Consider the following 22,273-nt stretch of genomic DNA (forward strand, 5'->3'; position numbering starts at 1 on the left):
TCACCAGGGCAGCGAGCAGGTCTTGACGGTGGTGTAGTTCCGCATGGCCTCGACTACCCCCTCCTTGTCTCCGAGCCCCGAATCCTTGAGCCCGCCGAACGGCATCGATTCCAAACGGTAGCCGGGAACCTCGGCGATATTGACGTTTCCGGCGTGCAGGCCGGTGACGAAGTCGAACGCGCGGTTCAGGTTCCGGGTGAGCACGCTGGCCGAGAGCGCGTACCGGCTGGAGTTGGCGATCCGGATGGCGTCGGCGTCGTCGGCGAACCGCACGATCGGCGCCACCGGGCCGAAGACCTCGTCGGTGACCAGCGCCATGCCCGGCGTCACCCCGGCCACCACGGTCGGCGTGTAGTGCGCGCCGGAACGTATTCCGCCACAGGCTATCTCGGCTCCCTCATAAGTACCGGCAGCCACGGCGTCCTCGATATGCTTCGCCGCCGCTTCATCGATCACCGTGCCGATGTCGGTGGCCGGGTCGAGCGGGTCGCCGGATCGCCACCGGCGGGTCTGCTCGACGAGCAGCTCGGTGAACTCTTCCGCGACGGCGTCCTGGACCAGCACGCGCTTGATCGCGGTGCAGCGCTGACCCGAGTTCCCGTACGCCCCACGCGCGACGAGCTCGGCCGCCGCCGCGAGATCCGTGTCGTCGCAGACGATGGCCGGATCGATCCCGCCGAGTTCGAGGATGATCCTGCGGTATCCGGACCGGTCGGCGATGCGCTTGCCGATGGTGCTGCTGCCGGTGAACGCGACCATGCTCACCCGCGGATCGTCCAGCAGCGCACCGACGAGCTCGGCCGGGTCGCCGGTGACCACCTGGAGCATCTCCGGCGGCAGCCCGGCCTCGTAGAGGGTGTCGGCGAACTTCAGCGCCGAAAGCGGCGTCTTCTCCGAGGGTTTGAGCACGACCCGATTGCCGCTCGCGACGGCCGGAACCACCTTGTGCGCCACCTGATTCAGCGGATGGTTGAACGGCGTGATGGCACAGACCACGCCGAGCAGCGGCTCGGTGACGGTGAAAATCTTTCGCGCGCCGCCGCTTCGAGTCACGTCGGCGGGGTAGACGCCGCCGTGCTCGACGAGTACCTGGTTCGCCGCGCACTGCAGGACATCGCAGGTGCGGCGGACCTCGTGCGAGGTGTCGCGCAGGCACAGGCCGGACTCGAGCGTGATCAGCCTGGCCCACTCGTCGGCGTGCGCCTCGATCAATTCCCTTGCGCGCACGAGGATCCGGTGCCGCTCGTACCGGCTGAGCGAGCACCTGAAGCCCTCGGCGAAGTCCAGCGCCTGCCCGACGTCCGCCGCGCTCGCCCGCCCGACGGTCCCGATCACCTCCCCGGTGTGCGGGTAGCGCACGTCGATCGAGGACTCGCAGAGCAGCCGTTTGCCGCCGATCCGCGGCCCGTCCTCGCGGACCGCGGAGACTTCCTGGCTCATATCACCAACTCCACCAATCGTTCACAGGCGGCCGGGTCGCCGGGCTCGAGGATCGTCTCGAGCGGCACGCCGAGCCGGTCGGCTAGCGAGCGCGGGTTCTGCTTGAGGCTGCCGATCCGCAGCGGCGGGCTGCCGAGCGCGTCGAGCCGCCGCAGCCCGTCGCACGCGCCCATGGCGTCGTTGGTCATCAGCACGCAGGATGCGTTCAGCTCCGCCATGATCTCCAGCGCCTCGGGCGCGCGCGCCTCGAGCAGATCGCCGCCGATCTCCACGACGACGAGGTCGGCGCGGTCGGCGCAGTGCCGGATCAGCGTGCGCAGCATGGCCTGGAACCGCTCGATCTCGACGTGGTAGGTCGAGGCCATGCCCGCGTCCACGAAATCGGCCACCACGTCGTAGTTCGCGTCGCGGTAGTGCAGGCGGTCGCGGGCCCGGCCGGTGCCGCACGCCTTGATGGCGGCGACGCGCGCGTTCGGCCTGCATCGCTTCGCGGCGATGGCGAGATGGCAGACCAGGGTGGTCTTGCCGACCTCGGCGGAGGTGCCGCAGACGAACAGCACCGGCTTGTCCACCGGGCCGGGTTCCGCGTCGACGATCGGAATCACCGGCGCGTCAGCGATATTCGCGACTCGGCCGGTGCCGGGGAAGCCGACGACCTCGACCGGCAGTGCCCGCGCGCCGTAGTACGCGGGCACCGCGACACAGGTGGCGACGAGCCCGCCCTGGGCGACGAGGTCGAGCCGGTCGCCCGCGGACAGCGGTCCCTCCGGGACCTCGCCCACCAGGTTCGTGCCGGAGCGGCGGGTGCCGAGCAGCGCGACGAACACGTCACCGGGGTAAAGCCTTACGGCCGCACCCGTTTCGTCCTCGACGTGGTCGTAAGCGCCCTTGCCGTCCAGGCAGCGCACCAGGACGAGATCGCCGTCGCGCGGCTCGGGATTCACCGTGGCCAGCGTCTCCCGGCCGTCGAGCAGGGCAGGCCCGTTGCGCACGCACGAGCAGATCAGCTTGACGTTCTCGCCGGCCACCTTCGGTCGCAGTGGGTTCATACCGGCGAATCCAGCGCGACGAGCTGCACGGAGGAAACGTTGCGCTGCTCCACCCCCTTGAGCGAGGCGACGGCGCTGTCGAGCGAGCCGACCGCCTCGTCGGCGTCGCGTTTGCCGAGCATGTCGTCGAGCTCGCCCTGCAGGCGCGCGCACGCGGCGGCGAGATCCTCTGGGGCGGAAGTCTGTTCGGTCATTGCGTGTTCTCCCTTCATTCGACGGTGACGCTCCACAGCTCGCGGGGGTTGATCTCCTCGCCCCGCGTGCCGACGATGTCGCGGCGCCCGTGCGCCATTCGGTTGTTGTCGATCATCAGCAGATCGCCCGACGCCATCGGGAAGCACGCCTGGAAGGCGTGGTCGGCGGCGTTGGTCACGAGGTAATCGACGGCCTCGGCGTAGGCGTCGTAACCCTCGATCTGGTCGGCGAGGTCGGGCAGCTTCTGCGTGATGTCCTGCTTCAGGCGCACGCCGACGTCGTAGGCGTCGGCGGCGTCGGGCAGCTGGTAGCACAGCGGGAGATCGGCGAACTCCTCGCGAACGTTGTTGGCGGCGAAGCGGATCGAGGTCTTGGTGAGCCGATCGAAGTGCCTGGCGAAGGTGTCGCCGTCACGCTCGGCGAGGCGGGTGAACAGGTGCCGCCAGCTCAGCACCAGCGACTCGCCGCGCCGGCCCTCCGGTGTGTCGCACCAGCCGGGCTCGACCATCAGCATGCCGAAGTACGCGGGCCGCGGCGTGCGCCAGGACCGCGCCGAGTGCGGGCGCAACTCGCCCTCGGAGTAGTGCACCGACTTGCGGGTGTACTGCCCCGCCGGCTTGAACTTGACGCGGTTGATCTGCGGGTGCGGATCGTCGTCGGCCAGCTCGCTGCGCGAGGAGTAGTTGTCCAGGGGCTTGCCGAATCCGCGCAGGAACTCGAGGAACTTCTCCGGCTCGGTGGGAAAGCCGCGGACCAGGCAGACGCGGCGCTCGTCGAGCACCGCGCGGGCGGCGGAGACGGCGTCGGCGACCGTCTTTCCCTCGGCGGACACGGCGGCGCTACGGATGGTCTCACTCGAGATCTCGGGGGCCGAATCAACGGGCATTTTCGCGTTCCTTCCTTGCGTGCAGCATCGTGGTGGCCAGCGCGACGCGGGTCAGTTCACCCGCGTCCTCGCGTTCGGCGCGGTCGGACAGCAGGATCATGGCCTTGTCCGAGTGTCCCTGGCGGACCAGGAGATCGGCGAGCTCGACGGCGACCTCCTCCTGACTGTCGTTGCCCGCCAGGCTCTGCCGGTAGAACACCTCGGCCAGGGCGGGGTCGCCGAGCTCGCGATCGGTGAGCCGCGCCAACCTCCCGAGGGTGTAGGGGTGGTTCGGACGTCCGGCGAGCGCGCGCAGCATCAGTTCCCGGGCCCGCCGCGGATCGCCGCGGTGCTGCCAGACGAGCAGCGCGTAGTTGCACAGCGTCCGGGGGTGGCGCGGATCGAGCTCCAGCGCACGGCGGTAACGCTGTTCGGCGTAGTCCGGGTCGCCGTGCTTGTGCAGGGCGGAGAGCGCGAAGTTGCTGTGGGCGCGCGCGTGGCGGGTGCCGGCCGTGACGGGGCGTCCGGCCTTGCGCTTGACATCGTCGGGCTGCCAATGGGTTTGCTCGGTCCAGAGCGCGAGCAGCCGGTAGTCGTCGGCGTGGTCGGGGAAGCGCGCCCGCATCTCCGCGAGCCCGATGGGGTCGGGCCGGTCGGCCAGGTAGCCGAAGCGCTCCATGGTCTCCCACTCCGACAGCGTGATCAGCTCCTGGAGCTCCTCGGGGTAGTTCGGCCGGGTGGTCGTCGCGTTGACGACCGGGCCGCCCCGCAGCGCGGATTCGTCGAACTCCTCGCCGATGGTGCGCAGGAACTTCGCGAAGTCGTCCACCAGATGCTCCTGGTGGCCGATGAAGTCGATCTCGGCATCCGGCGGGCCGACGTAGGAGCGGTAGATATTGCCGAGCGCGCCGGGCAACACCGAAACAGCCTTGCGGACAAAGGTTTCGAAATCGTCGCTGGCGCAGTGCTCGTCGAGCGGGTACTGCGGCCGCCAGCCCTTCTCCATTCGATAGGCCCAGTACGAGCGGTACCACTCGATCGGGTTGCGGACGAAAGCACCGATGTACGAGTATTTCTCGCGATCGTAGGACGCGAGCAGGTCGTGGTCGCGCATCGCGGGATCGCCGATGTACTCGACCTCGATCCCGAGCTCGTCCAGCTTCGACCGGATCCAGGTGCTCCCCGTCTTGGGCACCAGCAGTAGTAGAGCGTTGCTACGGACGAACCGTAAGGCCATCTGAGCCTCCTTCGGCTGTGGCGAAATGGTCGGTGACGTGGGTCCGGAACCGGAGCGCGAGGTCGGGCAGCCGGTCCTTGGGCCGGGGCGGCTTGGTCGCGGTACCCGGCCGGATGAGGCAGTGCACGAGCACGCAGCCGTCCTGGTGCTCGACGGCCTCGCGCAGCGCGGTCCGCACGGCCTCGATCCCGTCGCAGCGCCAGGCCGCGCGGTAGCCGCAGGCCAGCGCGGCCGCGGCGAAGTCGACGGCGCCGCCGTTGGTGCGCTGCCCCCCGGTGGATTCGTGGCGGCCGTTGTCGAGCACGACGTGCAGGAACGGCGTGCGGACGTGGCGGGCGACGGTGGCCAGCGAGCCCATGCGCATCAGCAGCGCGCCGTCGCCGTCGAGCACGGTCACCGGCAATCCGGTGACCGCGAGCCCGGCGCCGAGCGCGGGCGCGCAGCCCATCGAGCCGACGAGGTAGAACTGGTCGTCTCGATCGTCGAGGCCGTACAGCTCCCGCGACGTATAGCCGGTCGTGGCGACGGTCGGGCGCGGGACGCCCAGCTCGAGCCAGCAGGCGAGCACCTCGGCCCGGCTCGGCCGCGACCCGGCGCGCAGTTCGCGCACGGTGGCGCGCGGAAGTTCTTGCGGCTCAGCGACTTCGCACGAGGGCACGGCGTTGTCGAAGACGCCCTTCTCCAGGACCAAGGCCGTGGACAGCCGTTGGTCGCAGTGCTCGAACGCCTCGGTCAGCTGCCGCGCGGCTTCGGTCTGGTCGGCGGCGAGGTTCTCGGTCCGAAGGCCCATCAGGCGCAAAAGGTCCGGGGTGATCTGGCCCATGAGCGCGTGCTGCGGCTCGTCGGTGCCCGCGGGCCAGCCGCGGCGCGAGACGCCGAGCACCACCGGGATCTCGAACGGCTGGGTGAGCGAGGTCAGCGGATTGACCATATTGCCGAGGCCCGAGTTCTGCGCGAGCACAAGACCTCGCGAGCCGGCGAGCCAGGCGCCCGCCGCCAACGCCACCGCCTCGCCCTCGGCGGTCGCCGGGAAGTAGGGCCGGGTGCCGTCCTCGAGCATCGAATACAGGCCCGAGACATAGGAACACGGCACACCGGTGATGCAGCCGATCCGGTGACGCTCGAGTTCGTCCAGGAACCAACCCGGGTTCAGCATGACACCTCCCGTTTTTCGCGTGCGGCAAGACAATTCGGAGTGCGGAGAATCCGCATACCCGCCGGATCGGGCGGTTCGTCCGCCCCTAGCAGGTGACGGGCGAGGAAGCCCGCGATCAGCTCGTCGCGGGCGAGTTGGTTGGCGGCGCCGACGATTTCGTGCCCCTCGTCGGTGAACAGCGCCAGGGTCGCGCTCCGATCGGCGCGGGCCAGCGCCAGGAACATCCGGGTCGACATCTCGACCGGCACCCGGGCGTCGTTGGCGCCGTGCACCAGCAGCACCGGGCAGCGCATCGCCGCGGCGTGCCGGACCGGCGAGTACCGGGTCAGCTGCGCGCGCTGGTCGCTCAGCGCCGGATCGCCGATGCGGCGGCGGACCATCGGCGCCGCCGTGCGCCACGGCGCGGGCAGATGCTCGACGAAGTCCACCAGGTCGGTGAGCGGCGATGTCGCTACGACGCAATCGAACTCGCGACCGGAGGTGGCGGCGAGTTGCAGCACGGCGTAGCCGCCGTAGCTGCCCCCGACCAGGGCGACGCGCGCCGGATCGGCGTAGCCGCGCCGGATCGCCCAGTCCAGGGCGTCCTCCAGATCGTCCTGCATGCTCGCGCCCCACTGCCGGTCGGCCGCGTTCACCCAGCCCGCGCCGAAACCGATCGAGCCGCGAAAGTTGGGCTCGATCACGAAGTATCCCTGCTCGGCCAGCCACGCCCGCCGGGGCTCGAACTCCCAGCCGCTGCGCCGCCAGGGTCCGCCGTGGACCAGCAGCACGGTGGGTTTCGGCCCATCGCCGCCGCGCCGACCGGAAAGGTAGGTGATCGCGCGCTGGCCCGTACGCATCGGCACGTCGGCCGCGCGGCAGAAGATCGCCGAGGGCCGCCGGGCCGGGCGCGCCTCCGTCAGCGGCCACAGCTCGTCGCGGGCGGGCTCGTAACCGTAGTAGCGCGCGTCCGCGTCGGCCCGATGTTCGGCGACGAGCCAATAGCGGTCGCCCAGTCGGCGTTCCAGGATCACCGGCTCGGCGCCGAGCCGCCCGCGCAGCGCGCGCAACGGCCGCTCCAGCGGCGGCGCGAGCGCGACCATGCGCCGGCGGAAGCGTTGCACCTCCAGGTATTCCGGTCGCCCACGCACCGAGTCTTCCAGCACCCGGGCGATTTCGGCGCGCTCGATGGCGAACACGGTCTCCGCCTTCGCCGCGGGCGCGTCGTCGCGGCAGCGCAGCGCGACGAGCCGGGTGCCCGTATCACCCTGCGGCATAACGAAATAGGCCAGCTCGCCGTCGCCGGAGAAGTGACTGAACCGGGTGACCAGCGCGGCCTCGTGCGGTATATGGAGGAACAGCCGCGACGACGCTCGATGATGCCGGAGATCGCGGGAGCCGTCCTCGTTCACCGTCTCGGTGAGCCGCGGCCGGAACTCCGCGTCGAAATAGCAGGCCGCGAAGCCGGTATTGCGCAGCACGCGGGTGCGCTCGCCGGTGCGCAGGTCGAGGACGTCGTAGTCGTGGTGCTCCGGGTCCCGCGCGTTCGTCGCGATGAGCACCTCGCCCGGGCGCCGGGGGCTCGACGCGGCGATCTGCAGCTGCGCCCCGGATTCCTTGGCCGACAACGCCCATTCGCCGTCCCGCAGCCGGTACAGCGACCACTCCTCGTTGCCGGCGGCGTCCGCCACGGCCAGCCCGGTGCCGGGCAGGTGGGTCCAGCTGAACGCGCGCACGCGCTCCGGCGCACCCGCGATGGTGGCCTCGACCCGGCGGCGGGCGACGTCGAACAGCACCAGCCGGGGCGTCGCGTCGCCGCTGGACAGCCACGCGATCTGCCGTCCGTCCGGCCGCATGGTCGGCGGACCGTTCAGCTCCCCCGCACTCATCGAATCACCGCTCGATCATGCACTGCCGCAACGGTTTCGAGCACCGCGTCGGCATGCGGCTCGCACGGCACGGTGAACCGCAGCCCCACCGGGAAATCGGCGGGGTAGTTCTTCAGGTCGTGCAGCAGCCGGACCGGGTAGCCCCGCTCGGCGAGCCGTGCCGCGAGTTCCTCGGCCAGCGGCGTCTCCAGGCACAGGTAGTTCGACTGCGACGGCCATACGAAAAGATTGGGGATCTCCCGCAGCGCGGCGATCATCCGATCCCTGGCCTGTCTGGCCGCGTCGATACTCTCCACGACGCTCTTCGGGTGTGCGAGAAGATGACTCGCCGCCCGCTGCGCGATGCCGGAGACCGCGTTCGGTATCAGCGGAATGGTCGCGCCCGCCGCGAAAGCGGCGGAGGCGGCGAAGCCGATCCGCAGGTTCGCCAGACCCCACGCCTTCGAAAACGTCCGCACCACATAGAGGTTCGGGTGATCGCGGATCAGGCTCAGCGCCGAGTAGTCGGCGAAATCCACGTACACCTCGTCGAGGACGACCACGCCCCGCGCCCGCTCGAGCAGGCTCGTGATCGCGGCGAGAGCGAACTGGTAGCCCAGGGGGTTTCGCGGCGAGGAGAGGGAGATGATCGCCTCCGGCCGATCCAGGTAGGGCTCCAGCGCGGGTAGCAGCTCCTCGGGTTCGCGGACGACGGCCGCCTCGCGATGCCAGCCCGCCTGAGCGCAGATCGTCGCGGTGAGATGGAATCCCGGCGTCACGTCGACCACCAGTCCGCGATAGTGCTTGCGCAGCAAGACCTCGATCAGCTGCGTGGCCCCGGCCGCCACCCGGACAGAGCCGTCGGGCAGCCCGTGGTACCGCGCGCACGCGGCGGCCACTGAGTCACACCAGGTTTCGTCCTTGGTCGTCAGGTCGACCGCGCCCATGGCTGTCACGATGTCGGCCGTGTGCGCGACCGGGTCGAGGAACTGACTGCCGGTCCAGGTGAGATCCACCGTCATCGGAATCTCCGCTTTTTGCCGCCGGGCGGGGTGATGCGCGAGCACAGCTCGAACTCGACGTCCTGATCGGGCAGCAGCTCGTCGACCGCGGCACGCAAGCTGCGGCGCAACGTCTCCGGTTCCTGATACCCAGCGTCGGGCATCCAGCGCAGCAGCGCGCCGTCCAGCCTGGACACGATCTGGAAGTCGCCCATGCCGGGCAGGGAACCGAATCGTTCGGTGAGATCGCGCGTCGGCAGGCGGCGGTCGCCGAAGCTGAGCGTGCGCGGCTCGCGCCCCCACAGGCGCCGCAGCCGTTGACTGCCGCCGGCGTCGGTCTCGAGCTCGGCCCGATCGCCCGTGCGGTAGCGCAGGAAGACGGTGTCGCGGTAGACCAGGTTGGTGAGCACCAATTCGCCCACGCCCGAGTCGCGGACGACCCCGTCGTCGGTGAGCACCTCGAGCCGCACGTTCTCGGGGAACACCTGGTAGGTCTCCTCGCCCGGCCGGGTCGCCGCGATCAGGCCGCCCTCGGTGGAGGCCAGCGCGTCCACGACCGGCGCGCCGTAGTAGTCGGTCAGCCGGGCGCGGTCGTCGGCGTGCAGCGGTTCGCCGCTGACCAGCACCAGCCGCAGCGACCACGGCGGAGTGGCGAAGCCCTGGGCGATCAGCGCCGCGCGCAGATCGAGCAGGTAGGTCGGCTTGCCGTAGAGGATTTCGGCGCCGAGCCTGCTGTAGGTGCGGGTCGACTTGGCGGACAGGTCGAGCTGAATGCGTGCGTACAGACCGTAATTCAGCGACGGCAGCGGCCGGACGAAGGTGTCGCGACCCGGCTTGTTGCTGACGAACAGCACCGCCAGCTCGCCCGCGCGGAAGCCGTCGGGCGGCAATCCGGCGAGATCGCAGATCTGGGTGAAGAAGTGGTAGTTGACCGCGTACCAGGAGGCGTCGTCGAGCGTGACCGTCAGCGGGTTGCCGGTGGTGCCGCTGGAGGTGAGGCAGTATTTTCCGGTCGAGGCGGCGGAGGTGAACTCGGCGACGTCGTTCTCGTAGGCGGTGCGATCCACCACCGGCAGGTCCGAAAGCTCTTGCGTGCCAATGCCTTGGTAGAAGGGCACCGTGTCACGCACATGGGCGAGCAGGGTTTCGGCCGGGTCCTCCGTCGACTGCACGGCCGACCAGGCCTCGCGCAGGCGCAGGACATCGTCGACCGTCTCCGCCGCCCTGGTGCGGGCGCCGTTGTTCGCCACGGCCTCCCGGCTCGGCGGAACGTAGCGGCTGTAGCGCGTCTTCGCCTGATCCAGCTCGGCATTGTTGGCCAGCTCGAAAACCTGGGACAGCTCGGCGATCTCGCCCTCGAGCCCCCGCATGGTTCTTTGCTGCGCCAGCTGGGTGCACAGCCGCCGCATGGCGGCGATGGCCGCGCGCAGGCTCTGATTCGCCCAGATGGCGACGGAGACGCCGGCCTCCTCGAGCACCGACGCCGGGACGTCGGCGTATTTGGTCGGCACGACGGCGACCGGTGCACTGCCGTCCCACTCGGCCATGAAGGCGAGGATCTCGTCGGGGTTGGTCTTCTTCGAGTGGATCAGCACCGCGTCGGCGCCGGACTCGGCGTACATCCCGCAACGGTCGAGTGCCTCCGCCAGCGGACGCCCGGCTACCAGCGCCTCGCACCGCGCCACCAAAAACACATCCGCCGCAGTGTCTTTCGCGGCCTTCAGCCGGCCGCAGAATTCACCGGGCTCGGCCAGGGCCTGTCCGTCGCCGAGGAACGAATTCGTCTTGGGGAACAGCTTGTCCTCGATGCAGGCGCCGCCGGCGCCGATCCGCCGCAATCTGCGCACCGCGAGGCGCACATTGTTGAAGTCGCCGTAGCCGGTATCCATGTCCACCAGCGCAGGCACGGCAATCCGGTCGGAGAGCATTTCTATGCGCTCCATGACCTGAGTCCACGACAGCTCATTCGAGTCGCGCAACCCATTTGTGGCCGAAAGACCGAGCCCGGACACCCATATGCCCGGAAAGCCTGCGTCCTGTGCAATTTGTGCAGAAACCGCGTCGTGTGCGCCCATCAGGAAATCGAGACCGGCACGTTCGAACAGGCTCGCCAGAGCACGAACTTTCTCCATCACACCTCCATAACCCCAGATGTGAGGTCAGCTGATACATCCCCCGGAAGAACTGCAGAGGGAAAGGTAACGTGATCTTCGACCGGCGAAGATCAGTTTCCCGCCGCTTAACCCCGTGTTGGCACAAGGATTCCTCCGATTCATCCAGATGTCAACCAAGTGAGGCACACTGCCGGAACGGCCGCCGGTGTCAACCGACGGCGCGGAACGAAAGCGTCAGTGCCCCAGGAAAAGGGGGCAGGACGGAGCCTCCAACAGGGCCTTCGCGGGCGAGTCGATCATGAGATACGTTCCGGCAACTGTTCACCAACCTTGTTCGTACAGTGGGCTTTTCGTTCGCCTTCGTACGCCGTCCGGCCGCCGTCGCGCGTCGTCCGCGTGCATAGATGCCAAGTGATTGTGTTGCTACGCAAGCGCATACGAGAACCGTTTCGATCATCGTGCCGAACGCCGTGCGCGCACGTCAGCTAAAGCGGAGCGTTTATTCCGTTGATGACCAGTCGAATTCGTCCGCATGACTAATGTCGGCAACACCGTCACGCGCCTCGTCCGCACGTGGTAGAACAGCTGACATCGTCTCGTGGCGTCCTGCGCCGGAAAAGGCCTCGCCCCACACCGGTGACATGCGGGAGTTCGCAAGGGGGAACAATGATCTTGAAGTACGAATTGTCGTATGCGCAACGGCTGGAAGCCGAGGCGGTACACATTTTCCGCGAAGTGGCGGCAACGCTGCGCCGCCCCGCGCTACTATTCTCCGGCGGCAAGGACTCGATGGTTATGCTGCACGTCGCGCGGAAGGCGTTCTGGCCCGCGCCGCTGCCATTCCCGGTGCTGCACATCGACACCGGGCACAATTTCGACGAGATCCTCGCGTTCCGCGACGAAATCGTCGACCGGTACGGCGTCCGGCTGCTGGTGGCCCGCGTGCAGGACGATATCGACGCCGGCCGGGTCGCCGAGGACAGCGGCCCGCAGGCGAGCCGCAACCGTTTTCAGTCGGTCACGCTGCTCCGAGCGATCACCGAGCACCGCTTCGACGCGCTGTTCGGCGGGGCCAGACGCGACGAGGAGAAGGCACGCGCGAAGGAACGCGTCTTCAGCTTCCGCGACGCGTCCGGCCAGTGGCACCCGCGCGACCAGCGCCCCGAGGTCTGGGACATGTACAACGGCCGATGCCGCGCCGGCGAGCACATCCGGGTGTTTCCGCTGTCCAACTGGGCCGAGTACGACATCTGGTCCTACATTCGTGATGAAGACGTTCCACTGCCGTCCCTGTACTACGCCCACCGCCGACCAGTGGTTCAACGGGACGGAATGCTGCTGCCGCACACCAGATTCCTGTCGCTGCTGCCCGACGAGCAACCGTTCGACGCCACGGTGCGATTCCGCACGGTCGGCGACGCGACCTGCACCGGCTGCGTGCGCTCGACGGCAACGACACCGCAGGACGTGCTCGTCGAACTACAGACAAGCCGGCTCAGCGAACGCGGCGCGACCCGAGCCGACGACCGCATCTCCGACACCGGGATGGAAGACCGCAAGAAAGAGGGGTACTTCTGATGCCGGATCTCCTGCGACTGGCCACCGTCGGCAGCGTCGACGACGGAAAATCGACGCTGATCGGCCGCCTGCTCTACGACTCCAAGGCGATCCTCGACGACCGGCTCGCCGCGCTGGAACAGGAGGGGATCGCGCAGGGCCGCGACGTCCCCGATCTCGCGCTGCTCACCGACGGCCTGCGGGCCGAGCGCGAGCAGGGCATCACCATCGACGTCGCCTACCACTACTTCGCCACGCCGCGGCGCCGGTTCATCCTCGCCGACACGCCGGGCCACGTGCAGTACACCCGGAACATGGTCACCGGCGCCTCGACCGCCGACCTCGCGCTGGTCCTGGTCGACGCCCGCAACGGGCTGACCGAGCAGTCCCATCGGCACGCGTTCATCGCGAGCCTGCTCGGCGTGCCGCACTTCGTGCTGTGCGTCAACAAGATGGACCTGGTCGACTGGTCGCAGGCGCGGTTCGAGGAGATCCGCGCCGAGTTCACCCAGTTCGCCGCCAAGCTCGACATCCACGACCTCGCCTTCGTCCCGGTCTCCGCGCTACACGGCGACAATGTGGTGCAGCCGAGCATCGAGATGCCGTGGTACGAGGGCACTTCCCTGCTGCACCACCTCGAGGAGATCCACGTCGCCTCGGACCGCAATCTGATCGACGCCCGGTTTCCCGTGCAGTACGTCATCCGTGCGCGACGCAGATCCGGCGACTTCCGCGGATACGCGGGCACCGTGCGCGGCGGGGTGTTCCGGCGCGGCGACGAGGTGCTCGCGCTGCCCTCGCGCAAGACCAGCCGGATCGAGGCGATCTTCGGCCCCGGCGGCGCCGCGCAGGACGAGGCCTTCACCCAGCAGGCCGTGGTGCTACAGCTGGCCGACGAGATCGACCTCGCGCGCGGCGACCTGCTCTGCCGCTCCGGTAACCGGCCGCAGACCGCGCAAGATCTCGACGCCATGGTCTGCTGGCTGTCGGACGCCTCGGCGCTGTCGGAGAACCGCAGCTACTCGCTTCGGCACACCACGGCCGCGACGCGAACGTGGGTGCGGCGCGTGGACTACCGGCTCGACATCACCACGCTGCATCGCGACCAGGCGGCTACCACGTTGGCGCTCAACGAGATCGGGCGCGTCCGGCTGCACACCTCGACGCCGCTGCTGTTCGACGCCTATCGCCGCAACCGCGACACCGGCGGCTTCATCCTGGTCGACGAGCAGACCAACAACACCGTCGCCGCGGGCATGATCATCGGCCCCGCGCCCACCGCGGGCAATGTCGTCTGGCACGCGGGCGACGTGCGCCGGGAGGAACGGGCGGGCGCGGGCGCGACGATCTGGCTGACCGGGCTCTCCGGCGCAGGGAAGTCGAGCATCGCGGTCGCGCTCGAGCAGGCCATGGTTCGCTCCGGCCGGCCGGCGTACGTGCTCGACGGCGACAACCTGCGCCACGGGCTCAACGCCGATCTCGGCTTCAGCGCCGCCGCCAGGGCCGAGAACGTCCGCCGCACAGGCGAAGTCGCGCGGATGTTCGCCGACGCGGGCGTGGTCGCGATCGTCGCGCTGATCAGTCCCTACCGGGACGACCGGGATCGGGTGCGCGCGCGGCACGAGGCGGCCGGGCTGCCGTTCGTGGAGGTGTTCGTCGATACGCCGCTGAACGTCTGCGAGGCGCGCGACCCGAAAGGCATGTACGCCAAGGCACGAGCCGGCGAGATCAGCGGGTTCACCGGCGTGGACGACCTTTACGAGCCGCCGCTGCGCGCGGAGGTCGTGCTGCGGCCGGAGAGCGGCGACCCGGTCGCCTTGGCGGCGCGACTGCTCGACGCGCTGAACGAGCTCACCGCCTGAACACGGCCAGGTGGCCGAGGGCGACCGAAACGCCCAGTGCCGCAACGACCGTCCACACCACGGCGCGTCCGGCCGAGACGAACATCAGCTGGCCGATCGGCGCGCCGACGGCCAGACCCAGATTCCACATGAACCCGTAAGCCCCTTGGTACGCACCGACTTTGCCGTCGGGGGCGCGGGCGGCCATGAAGTCGGCGGCCAACGGCACCTGCATGATCTCGCCCACCGTCCAGACGATCACGGTGATCGCGAACCACCACGCATTGGTGGCGAAACCCGTTGTGCCCAAGCCGAGGGCGATCAATGCGGCGGAGGTCGCCGCGGCCGACGCGAAGGACATTCCGGTCACGGCGGGCGTGATCACCGGCTGCAGGACCACCACCAGGACTCCGCTGAGCGAGAGCACCAGGCCGAGTTCCGTCGGCGTCAACCCGCGGTCGGTCATGTCCAGGGGCAGCGCGCCCTGCTTCTGCATGTAGAGACAGGACAGGATCAGGCTCGCCACCAGGAACCACGCCACGACCGGCTCGGCGTACGGCGCGCGGATGCCGCGCAGAATTCCCGCGCCCCTGGGGTTTTCGGGTCCGGAGACCTCGGGCAGCGTGGTGGCGAGGACGGTGAACAGTGCCGACGTGACCGCGCCCAGCACGAAGATGCCCGGGGGCCAGAACTGCACGAGGGGACCGGCGACCAAGGGCGAGAGCGAGCTGCCGATGTTGCGCGACCAGTAGAGCCGTCCGTACCCGGCCACCCTCGCGTCGGGCGGCATCAGCGCGGGGACCAGCGCGTTCGCCGCCGGCCTCGGCACGGACGCGCACGCGGTGCTGAGCAGGACCAGCGCGGTCACCGCCGCGACGCCCTGCACGGCGGGCAGCGCGGCGCACGCGAGGACGCCGACGGCCTGGGAGTACCCGATCGTCCGGCGGGGGCCGTAGCGGTCGGCGAGCACGCCCCCGGCCAGCGAGGCGACCGTCTGGCCCACGCCGCTCGCCGCCACCACGGCGACGGTCCCCACTTGGTTCCCCAGTTGAGTGACGCTCGCGTACAGCAGCAGGAACGGTGGGGTGGGCATGCCCAGACGGTTGAAGAGGATCCCGATCCATAGGAGGCGGAACGACCGAGCACCCGAGCCGCTCCTCGCCAGCACCCCCACTCCGATGAGTATGCCGTAGGGACGGGGTTTGGTTAGCAAGTTGCACAGAATCTTTCGGTTCGGCGCTGTTGTGTCCGGCGCGAAATCGGTGACCAGGATTCGCAGGAACAAATCAGGATTCGCCGACGCTCCGATATTCTCGTGGCACGAACATGTTTCACCGCGTTCTACGCCGCCGATCACCTCGCCGACGCGAAAACCCGGTGATACGAAGGCCTTTCGCCCGATTCGCACAGGCTCATGCCTGCGATTCGACACCAATATGACGCGCGCATACCACCAAGTCGTATACAACAGAGTAATGACAACTTCATTCTTGGATCGCGCTAATGCCGTCCTCCGGGAAACCCCTGTGGTGGACGGGCACAATGATCTTCCCTGGGCCATGCGCACCAAAGCGGGATACGATCTCGACGCCATCGATCTGGCGGCCGATCAGCGGTCACGACTACACACCGATCTCGATCGACTGCGCACCGGCGGCGTCGGCGCGCAGTTCTGGTCGGTGTACGTCCACTGCGATCTGGCGGGTGACTCCGCCGTCAGCGCCGTGCTCGAGCAGATCGATTTCGTCCGGGCGCTCACCGACCGATACCCCGATCGGCTGCAACTGGCCACGACGGCGGACGAGATGGAGGCCGCCCGTGCCGCGGGCCGGATCGCCTCGCTGATGGGCGCCGAGGGCGGCCACTGCATCAACTGCTCGCTCGCGACGCTGCGCACCCTGCACCGACTCGGCGTGCGGTACCTCACCCTCACCCACAATCACAATGTCCCATGGGCGGATTCGGCCACCGACGAGCCGAAGGCGCACGGGCTCACCGAGTTCGGCGCGGAGGTAGTGCGCGAGATGAACCGCGTCGGCATGCTCGTCGACCTCTCCCATGTCGCGCCCGACACCATGCGCGCGGCGCTGTCCATCTCCGAAGCGCCCGTGATCTTCTCGCACTCCTGCGCCCGCGCGCTCTGCGACCATCCGCGCAATATCCCCGACGACGTCCTGGCCGAGATTCCCGCCAACGGCGGCCTCGCGATGACCTCCTTCGTCGGATACTTCCTGCTGCCCGCCGCCAAGAAGTGGGCCGAGCTGGCCGACGAGAACGGACGCGCCCACGGCTACCATCGCCTGGACCGATCGCCGGCCGCGACGCAGTGCCGCCAGGCCTTTCAAGCCGAGCATCCCCGCCCCGAGGTGACCCCGGCGACGGTCGCCGACCATCTCGACTACGTCCGCGAGGTGGTCGGCATCGACCACATGGGTCTCGGCGGCGACTTCGACGGCACCAACTATCTCCCCTCCGGCCTGGACGACGTCTCGGGCTATCCGAACCTCGTCGCCGAACTCCTCAGCCGCGGCTGGTCCGCGTCCGATATCGGAAAACTGACCTGGCACAACGCCGTTCGCGTGCTGCGCGACGCCGAGGACGTCGCGAGGGATCTGCAGGGCAAGCGCGGCCCGTCCCTCGCCACGATCGAACAGCTCGACGGGTCCGCGCCGTGAGAGCCACAAATCACTAACCGTTGCAAAACACTAACGGTTAGCGTTAACGTAGGGGCATGAAAGCTGTTCGCTTCGCCGAGTACGGCGGTCCCGAGGTTTTGGAGCTCACCGACGTGGCCGAGCCGCATCCGGGGCCTGGTCAGGTACGTGTCGCCGTGCGGGCGGCGGGGGTGAATCCGCACGATTGGCGGGTTCGGGAGGGGCAGTTCCGGCGGATCAAGCCGATCGAGTTGCCCGCCGGGGTGGGTCAGGACGCGGCGGGGGTGGTGGACGAGATCGGGGAAGGAGTCGAGGGGGTCGAGGTCGGCGATCAGGTGATGGGGCGGGGCTCCAGCACCTATGCCGAGTTCGCGGTGCTGAACTCCTGGGCGCGACTGCCGGACGGGTTGTCCTTCGCCGAGGCGGCGGGCTATCCGTCCGTGGTCGAGACGGCGCTGCGGGTCCTTCGCATGGTCGGCGTGCAACCCGGGCAGACGCTGCTGGTCAGCGGTGCGGCGGGCGGCGTCGGGTCGGCGGTGTTGCAGATCGCCCGCGATCGCGGCATCGCGGTGATCGGGACGGCCGGCGCGGCGAATCAGGAGTACGTGCGCGGCCTCGGCGCCGTGGCGACCACCTACGGCGAGGGCTGGGTCGAGCGGGTCCGTCAGCTCGGGCGGGTCGACGCCGCGCTCGATCTCAATGGTGCGGGCGTCGTCCGCGGGTTGCTCGAGCTGACCGGCGACCCGGACAAGGTGGTCACCATCGCCGACCTGGAGGCGTCGATGCTCGGCATCCGATTCGCCGGCGTCGGCGGCAGCATGCCGGCGGCGCTCGCCGAGGCGGTCGATCTCATCGCACGGGGGAAACTGCACATTCCGGTGGCCCAATCCTATTCGCTCGCCGACGCGTCCGCGGCGCACGCGGACAGCCGAGCGGGCCACACCCGCGGGCGTCGAGTGCTGCTCGTCTGACGCCAAACTCACTGTCGCCCAGCATACTTCGAGGACACTATTGTGTACCGACCCCGCATAGACGTCGGCGTCCAGATGACCACCCGAGACGGCGTCACCCTCACCGCGGACCTCTACCGACCGGCCGACGACGGCCGATGGCCGGTCCTGCTGCACCGAACCCCCTACGACCGCACGGATTCCTATCGCGTCTCCGGCATCGTGGCCGACCCGCTGTGGCTCGCCCGCCAGGGCTTCGCGGTGCTCGTCCAGGACACCCGCGGCCGGTTCGAGTCCGGCGGCGAATTCGATTTCATCACACAGGAATACAACGACTCCTCCGACGCGATCGACTGGGCCGCGGCGCAACCGTGGAGCGACGGCAACGTCGGCATCTACGGCTCGTCCTACCTCGGCATGGCCGTCCTGCAGGCGGTCGCCGCCCGCAATCCGCGCCTGAAAGCGGCTGTCGCGCTGGTCGCCACGGCCGACATGCGCCACACCGCGCGGCCCGGCGGCGTGTTCGAATTAGGCTTCCTCACCACCTACGGCCTCGTCCTGTGCCTCGAGAGTCTCGACCACTCCTCGTTGGACGCGGGCGAGCGAGAGCACGCGCGAAAACTGCTCGCGCAGGCCCTCGCCGAACCCCGCGCCACAGTCAGCCGGCTGCCCCTGACCGACATCGCCCCGCTCGACGACGATCGGCTCGCCCCGTTCTGGACCGACTGGCTGCGCTCACCGCACGACCCGTTCTGGAACCGGCCGACCCTGCTCACCGAGCCCGAACGCGTCACCATCCCGTTCCTCCAGGTCGCCGGCTATCAGGATTTCACGAGCCCCACCCAGTTCCGCCTGGCGGCCGAGCTGGCGGGCAACGAGAACGCGAGCCTCATCGCCGGGCCGTGGACCCACTTCGGCACGTACCTGCCCAACGGCCAGGCGGGCGCGCGCGTACTGCCGAATGCCGCTGCGGGCGTGCCGGTGTGGAATCCGGTGCTCGCCGCGTTCTTCGATCGTCACCTGCGCGGCGGCGACGGCGCGGCCTACCCCGCCGCCGATCGCTACCTCTCGGGGCGGGTCACCTATTTCGTCGGCGGCTCGAACACGTGGGAGCACGCGTCGGCGTGGCCACCCGCCTCGGCCGCCGAGGAGTGGTCGCTCGCCTCCGGCGGCGACGCGCGCACCGCGGCGGGCAATGGGCGACTGAACCCGCCGGGCGTGCGGAGCGAAGCCTCCTCCTCCGATACCATCACCGCCGACCCGCACGACCCGTTCCCCACCCACGGCGGTGCGGTCCTGCTCGAACGAGACCCCGCGGCGGCGCCGCAGGGGATTCAAGATCAGCGCGCCGTCGACGGCCGCGCCGACCTGCTCGTGTACACCAGCGATCCGCTGACCGAGGAGGTGACGATCGCCGGGCAACCCGAACTGATCACCTTCCTTACCAGTAGCGCCCCCGACGGCGACGTGTGCGTGACCCTCGTCGACGTCGAACCCGACGGCTACGCCCGCAATGTCGCGGACGGCGCGCAGCGTGCCCGTTATCGCCATGGCGGCGACACCGATTGGCTCGACGCGACCGAGCCGAGCCGGGTGACCGTCACCCTGCACGATGTCGCGCACCGATTCGGCGTCGGTCACCGCATCCGCGTGCAGGTCGCCGGGTTCGACTTCCCGCGTTTCAGCCGAAATCTGCACGCGCGCACCGTTCCCGAGTTCGGCACCCTCGACGAGGCCGTCGTCGCGCGACACACCGTGCACCACGGGCCGGACACACCGTCCACGCTGCGCCTGCCGGTGCTCGGCGACTAACCGACAACCAGAAGGAACTCCCCTTGTCCGACATCGTGGTACTCGCCAGTCTCCAAGCCAAACCCGGACGCGGCGACGAATTGCTGGCGCTGCTCGCCGAACTCGTTCCCCCGATCCTGCGCAGCGAGCCAGACCTGCATCGGTACGCCTTCTATATCGAACCCGGCTCGGACCCGCTGCGCGTCACCGTCATCGAGAAGTACGCCTCCGCCGCCGCCAAGGAGGTGCACGACAACGGCGCGCTGACCGATTATCTGCCGCGCCTGCTGGATTTGATCGACCCTGCGCCCCAGGTCGTCGAGCTGCGCCCAGCACCGCTGGTGGTCGATCTAGGAGAGGACGAGGCTGCCAGGTTGACGATCTAGCGTCCGCACTTCGGAGAGAGGAGCGAGACCACGGACATCCGTTCGGCCGGCGCGGACCAGCGTCGGCTCGTCGCCGGCGCCATCCCCGCCCTCGCCCTGCTGGCCGTGGCCCACGCAAGGGCGGGAGCCGCCGAACCCTGCGGGCTACAGGGTTGCCCCACGTGTACGCCCGAGACGGAACTGTGCTGAGCCGCCGGAACGAACGGCGTTGATACCCAGGACAATTGACACACCGCAGAGGCCGCCGCGCATACGTTTGCGCGGCGGCCTCGTCGCCGACACGACCGGCTGGATTCAGGCGCTGCCCGTAATACTCGTCGTCAGCGTCACTACTTTCACGAAACGCTCTCGCTGACAGCGATGTTCGAGAACTTCGGGATGGCGTAGGCCGCACCGAGGTCTTTGTCCCGGCTTTGCTCGCGGCAGTCCGAGCCGTGGTCATCTAGCATCCGGTCGTACTCGTCCGGTGCGGCGTGTGGGGATTCGAGAAGGCCGGTGCGTGATAGGCTGCGGACATCAGCCGATCAGGCGCTACAGTGTTCAGCTCGCTTCCTCCCGTACCTATCTATATCAGGAGGCCTTCGCATGAAGAACGACAAGAAGCCTTGGCAGCGGCCGGATTTCGTCGCTTACCGCACGGCCATGGAGGTCACCGCCTACGCAGGCCGTAGCTGAGCGGCGGCGCACCGACGGACGCACCTCCTCCGACGATGTCCGCAACCCTTGCGCCGCCGTGGAGTGCGGCGGAGTTCCGGGCGGCGCTCTACGCGCTCGAACCCTCGTACTGGGACCGGCACCCCTTCCACCAGCGCCTGCACGAGGGCGGGCTCGACAAGGAGGAGCTGCGGCTGTGGGCCGCCAACCGCTGGTACTATCAGCGGTCCCTGCCGCAGAAGGACGCCGCGATCGTCGCCAACTGCCCGCTGCCCGAGGTTCGCCGGCAATGGTTGCCGCGCATCGTCTATCACGATGGAGCGGACGGTTCGCCGGGCGGCGCGGAGAAGTGGCTGCGGCTGGCCGAGGCGGTCGGCCTCGACCGCGCCGAGGTCGTCTCGGAACGCCTCGTCCTGCCGGGCGTGCGTTTCGCGGTGGACGCCTACCTCGACTTCGCCCGCCGCCGACCGTGGTTGGAGGCCATGGCCTCGGGTCTGACAGAGCTCTTCTCGCCCGGCCTGCTCGCGCACCGCCTCGGCCGCATGCGCCGGCACTATCCGTGGATCGCGGAGGACGGGTTCGCGTATTTCACCGCGCGCCTCGCCATGGTCGAGGCCGAGGGGCGGTCGCTGCTTGATCTGGTGGTCAAGCACGCCACGACCCGCGCGCAACAACAAGCCTGCGTCGACGCACTGGCCTTCAAATGCATAGTCCTGCAAGCGATTCTCGACGCACTCGACTATTACGCCCTGAGCCGGAGCACACCCGCATGACCGGCTCGAAGCTGCCACGACTGCGGCCCGGCGTCCGGCTGACCCACGATCCGGCGCACGGCGAGCTCGCCCTGCTACCGGAGGGCGTGCTCGTCCTCAACGACACCGCCGCCGCGGTCCTCGCACTGTGCGACGGAGCGTCACGCGTCGACCACATCGTGGAGCAACTCCGCACGGAGTACGAGGGCGTCAGCGCCGCCGACGTCACCGAGCTGCTGGACCGGCTCGCACAGCGTCGAGTGGTGACATTCGATGACTGAACCACCGGTGTCGCCGCCGCTCGGCATGCTGGCCGAGCTGACCCATCGCTGCCCGCTGCACTGCCCCTACTGCTCGAACCCGCTCGAACTCGTCCCGCGCACAAAAGAACTCACCTTCGAGCAGTGGACCGAGGTGCTCACATCCGCCCGGGAACTCGGCGTGGTGCAGATGCATCTCTCCGGCGGCGAACCGCTGGCCCGCCCCGACCTTCCCCAGTTGGTCGAGCACGCACGGCGACTCGGCGCCTACGTCAATCTGGTCACCAGCGGCGTCGGCCTGACCGCCGCGCGGGCCGAGGAACTCGCCCGCCGCGGCGTGGACCATGTTCAGCTCTCGCTCCAGGACGCGGACCCCACCACCGCGGACGCCATCGCCGGGGCGCGCGTGCACGTCGCCAAACGCGCTGCCGCCGAGGCGATTACAGCCGCAGGGCTGCCGCTCACCGTCAATGTGGTCCTGCACCGGCGGAACATCGACCGAGTCGAGCAGATCGTCGATTACG

At 69.0% G+C, this 22,273-nt stretch carries 20 protein-coding genes; 10 read left to right on the plus strand and 10 right to left on the minus strand.

The window, feature by feature from the left end:
- From phnY to ON39_RS48340, 9 genes are read right to left on the minus strand one after another with little or no spacing between them, the layout of a single operon-like run.
- Positions 1-1,440: a phosphonoacetaldehyde dehydrogenase gene (phnY, locus tag ON39_RS42410; protein ID WP_040742709.1), complete on the minus strand. Its 1,440-nt coding sequence runs from the start codon at positions 1,438-1,440 to the stop codon at positions 1-3.
- Complete coding sequence (locus ON39_RS42415; RefSeq protein WP_040742710.1) at positions 1,437-2,489, minus strand: hypothetical protein; 1,053 nt, start codon at positions 2,487-2,489, stop codon at positions 1,437-1,439. The genes phnY and ON39_RS42415 overlap by 4 nt, the downstream gene beginning before the upstream one ends.
- Entirely contained in the window at positions 2,486-2,683 is a 198-nt protein-coding gene (locus ON39_RS42420) for a hypothetical protein (protein WP_040742711.1), read from the minus strand. The genes ON39_RS42415 and ON39_RS42420 overlap by 4 nt, the downstream gene beginning before the upstream one ends.
- 14 nt (positions 2,684-2,697) lie before the next feature.
- Complete coding sequence (locus ON39_RS42425; protein ID WP_040742712.1) at positions 2,698-3,570, minus strand: TauD/TfdA family dioxygenase; 873 nt, start codon at positions 3,568-3,570, stop codon at positions 2,698-2,700.
- The gene (locus ON39_RS42430) at positions 3,560-4,786 is read right to left on the minus strand and encodes a tetratricopeptide repeat protein (RefSeq protein WP_146251326.1); all 1,227 of its coding nucleotides are present in this window, start codon (positions 4,784-4,786) and stop codon (positions 3,560-3,562) included. Before ON39_RS42430 ends, ON39_RS42425 begins: the two co-directional genes overlap by 11 nt.
- Positions 4,764-5,942, minus strand: a complete 1,179-nt coding sequence (aepY, locus tag ON39_RS42435; RefSeq protein WP_040742714.1) for a phosphonopyruvate decarboxylase — start codon at positions 5,940-5,942, stop codon at positions 4,764-4,766. The genes ON39_RS42430 and aepY overlap by 23 nt, the downstream gene beginning before the upstream one ends.
- The gene (locus ON39_RS42440) at positions 5,936-7,810 is read right to left on the minus strand and encodes an alpha/beta hydrolase family protein (RefSeq protein ID WP_085998363.1); all 1,875 of its coding nucleotides are present in this window, start codon (positions 7,808-7,810) and stop codon (positions 5,936-5,938) included. The genes aepY and ON39_RS42440 overlap by 7 nt, the downstream gene beginning before the upstream one ends.
- Entirely contained in the window at positions 7,807-8,811 is a 1,005-nt protein-coding gene (locus tag ON39_RS46555) for an aminotransferase class I/II-fold pyridoxal phosphate-dependent enzyme (RefSeq protein WP_146251325.1), read from the minus strand. Before ON39_RS46555 ends, ON39_RS42440 begins: the two co-directional genes overlap by 4 nt.
- Positions 8,808-10,922 (minus strand): isocitrate lyase/phosphoenolpyruvate mutase family protein, encoded by a 2,115-nt coding sequence (locus tag ON39_RS48340; RefSeq protein ID WP_085998364.1) that lies wholly within the window; start codon positions 10,920-10,922, stop codon positions 8,808-8,810. Before ON39_RS48340 ends, ON39_RS46555 begins: the two co-directional genes overlap by 4 nt.
- A 648-nt stretch (positions 10,923-11,570) precedes the next feature.
- On the opposite strand from ON39_RS48340, the gene cysD reads away from it, so the two are divergent.
- Together cysD and cysC are read left to right on the plus strand one after the other, a co-directional pair.
- A complete protein-coding gene (cysD, locus tag ON39_RS42455) occupies positions 11,571-12,482 on the plus strand; it encodes a sulfate adenylyltransferase subunit CysD (RefSeq protein WP_040742716.1) in 912 nt (303 codons plus the stop codon).
- Positions 12,482-14,323, plus strand: coding sequence for an adenylyl-sulfate kinase (gene cysC / locus ON39_RS42460; protein ID WP_040742717.1), 1,842 nt, complete (start codon positions 12,482-12,484; stop codon positions 14,321-14,323). Before cysD ends, cysC begins: the two co-directional genes overlap by 1 nt.
- Here the strand turns inward: cysC and ON39_RS42465 are convergent.
- Positions 14,313-15,896, minus strand: a complete 1,584-nt coding sequence (locus ON39_RS42465; protein WP_373283789.1) for an MFS transporter — start codon at positions 15,894-15,896, stop codon at positions 14,313-14,315. The two genes, cysC and ON39_RS42465, sit on opposite strands and share 11 nt — an antisense overlap.
- Between ON39_RS42465 and ON39_RS42470 the strand changes: the two genes are divergently transcribed.
- The 8 genes from ON39_RS42470 to ON39_RS42500 form a co-directional block, all read left to right on the plus strand.
- Positions 15,778-16,977 carry a dipeptidase gene (locus ON39_RS42470; protein ID WP_040742720.1) on the plus strand — a complete coding sequence of 400 codons (1,200 nt, stop codon included), beginning with the start codon at positions 15,778-15,780 and terminating at the stop codon, positions 16,975-16,977. The genes ON39_RS42465 and ON39_RS42470 overlap by 119 nt on opposite strands.
- Positions 16,978-17,033: 56 nt before the next feature.
- The gene (locus tag ON39_RS42475; RefSeq protein WP_040742721.1) at positions 17,034-17,927 is read left to right on the plus strand and encodes an NADP-dependent oxidoreductase; all 894 of its coding nucleotides are present in this window, start codon (positions 17,034-17,036) and stop codon (positions 17,925-17,927) included.
- 75 nt (positions 17,928-18,002) lie between these two features.
- The gene (locus ON39_RS42480) at positions 18,003-19,718 is read left to right on the plus strand and encodes a CocE/NonD family hydrolase (RefSeq protein WP_040742722.1); all 1,716 of its coding nucleotides are present in this window, start codon (positions 18,003-18,005) and stop codon (positions 19,716-19,718) included.
- Positions 19,719-19,741: 23 nt separating this feature from the next.
- Positions 19,742-20,083: a putative quinol monooxygenase gene (locus tag ON39_RS42485; RefSeq protein ID WP_040742723.1), complete on the plus strand. Its 342-nt coding sequence runs from the start codon at positions 19,742-19,744 to the stop codon at positions 20,081-20,083.
- A gap of 585 nt (positions 20,084-20,668) precedes the next feature.
- Positions 20,669-20,758: a pyrroloquinoline quinone precursor peptide PqqA gene (gene pqqA, locus ON39_RS47955; RefSeq protein ID WP_083895042.1), complete on the plus strand. Its 90-nt coding sequence runs from the start codon at positions 20,669-20,671 to the stop codon at positions 20,756-20,758.
- Positions 20,759-20,793: 35 nt separating this feature from the next.
- Positions 20,794-21,510, plus strand: coding sequence for a pyrroloquinoline-quinone synthase PqqC (gene pqqC / locus ON39_RS42490; RefSeq protein ID WP_040742724.1), 717 nt, complete (start codon positions 20,794-20,796; stop codon positions 21,508-21,510).
- Positions 21,507-21,770 (plus strand): pyrroloquinoline quinone biosynthesis peptide chaperone PqqD, encoded by a 264-nt coding sequence (gene pqqD, locus ON39_RS42495; protein ID WP_040742725.1) that lies wholly within the window; start codon positions 21,507-21,509, stop codon positions 21,768-21,770. Before pqqC ends, pqqD begins: the two co-directional genes overlap by 4 nt.
- Positions 21,763-22,273 (plus strand): radical SAM protein (locus ON39_RS42500; RefSeq protein WP_040742740.1); only part of this gene is annotated, 511 nt, incomplete at its 3' end. The genes pqqD and ON39_RS42500, both read left to right, overlap by 8 nt.

This window comes from Nocardia tenerifensis NBRC 101015 (assembly GCF_000308715.1).
Taxonomy (GTDB): domain Bacteria; phylum Actinomycetota; class Actinomycetes; order Mycobacteriales; family Mycobacteriaceae; genus Nocardia; species Nocardia tenerifensis.

Bases quoted from the DNA above. Each gene is read 5' to 3' on its own strand.
- phnY (WP_040742709.1), bottom strand. From the start codon at position 1,440: ATGAGCCAGGAAGTCTCCGCGGTCCGCGAGGACGGGCCGCGGATCGGC.
- ON39_RS42415 (WP_040742710.1), bottom strand. From the start codon at position 2,489: ATGAACCCACTGCGACCGAAGGTGGCCGGCGAGAACGTCAAGCTGATC.
- ON39_RS42420 (WP_040742711.1), bottom strand. From the start codon at position 2,683: ATGACCGAACAGACTTCCGCCCCAGAGGATCTCGCCGCCGCGTGCGCG.
- ON39_RS42425 (WP_040742712.1), bottom strand. From the start codon at position 3,570: ATGCCCGTTGATTCGGCCCCCGAGATCTCGAGTGAGACCATCCGTAGC.
- ON39_RS42430 (WP_146251326.1), bottom strand. From the start codon at position 4,786: ATGGCCTTACGGTTCGTCCGTAGCAACGCTCTACTACTGCTGGTGCCC.
- aepY (WP_040742714.1), bottom strand. From the start codon at position 5,942: ATGCTGAACCCGGGTTGGTTCCTGGACGAACTCGAGCGTCACCGGATC.
- ON39_RS42440 (WP_085998363.1), bottom strand. From the start codon at position 7,810: ATGAGTGCGGGGGAGCTGAACGGTCCGCCGACCATGCGGCCGGACGGA.
- ON39_RS46555 (WP_146251325.1), bottom strand. From the start codon at position 8,811: ATGACGGTGGATCTCACCTGGACCGGCAGTCAGTTCCTCGACCCGGTC.
- ON39_RS48340 (WP_085998364.1), bottom strand. From the start codon at position 10,922: ATGGAGAAAGTTCGTGCTCTGGCGAGCCTGTTCGAACGTGCCGGTCTC.
- cysD (WP_040742716.1), top strand. From the start codon at position 11,571: ATGATCTTGAAGTACGAATTGTCGTATGCGCAACGGCTGGAAGCCGAG.
- cysC (WP_040742717.1), top strand. From the start codon at position 12,482: ATGCCGGATCTCCTGCGACTGGCCACCGTCGGCAGCGTCGACGACGGA.
- ON39_RS42470 (WP_040742720.1), top strand. From the start codon at position 15,778: ATGACAACTTCATTCTTGGATCGCGCTAATGCCGTCCTCCGGGAAACC.
- ON39_RS42465 (WP_373283789.1), bottom strand. From the start codon at position 15,896: ATGGCGTCGAGATCGTATCCCGCTTTGGTGCGCATGGCCCAGGGAAGA.
- ON39_RS42475 (WP_040742721.1), top strand. From the start codon at position 17,034: ATGAAAGCTGTTCGCTTCGCCGAGTACGGCGGTCCCGAGGTTTTGGAG.
- ON39_RS42480 (WP_040742722.1), top strand. From the start codon at position 18,003: ATGACCACCCGAGACGGCGTCACCCTCACCGCGGACCTCTACCGACCG.
- pqqA (WP_083895042.1), top strand. From the start codon at position 20,669: ATGAAGAACGACAAGAAGCCTTGGCAGCGGCCGGATTTCGTCGCTTAC.
- pqqC (WP_040742724.1), top strand. From the start codon at position 20,794: ATGTCCGCAACCCTTGCGCCGCCGTGGAGTGCGGCGGAGTTCCGGGCG.
- pqqD (WP_040742725.1), top strand. From the start codon at position 21,507: ATGACCGGCTCGAAGCTGCCACGACTGCGGCCCGGCGTCCGGCTGACC.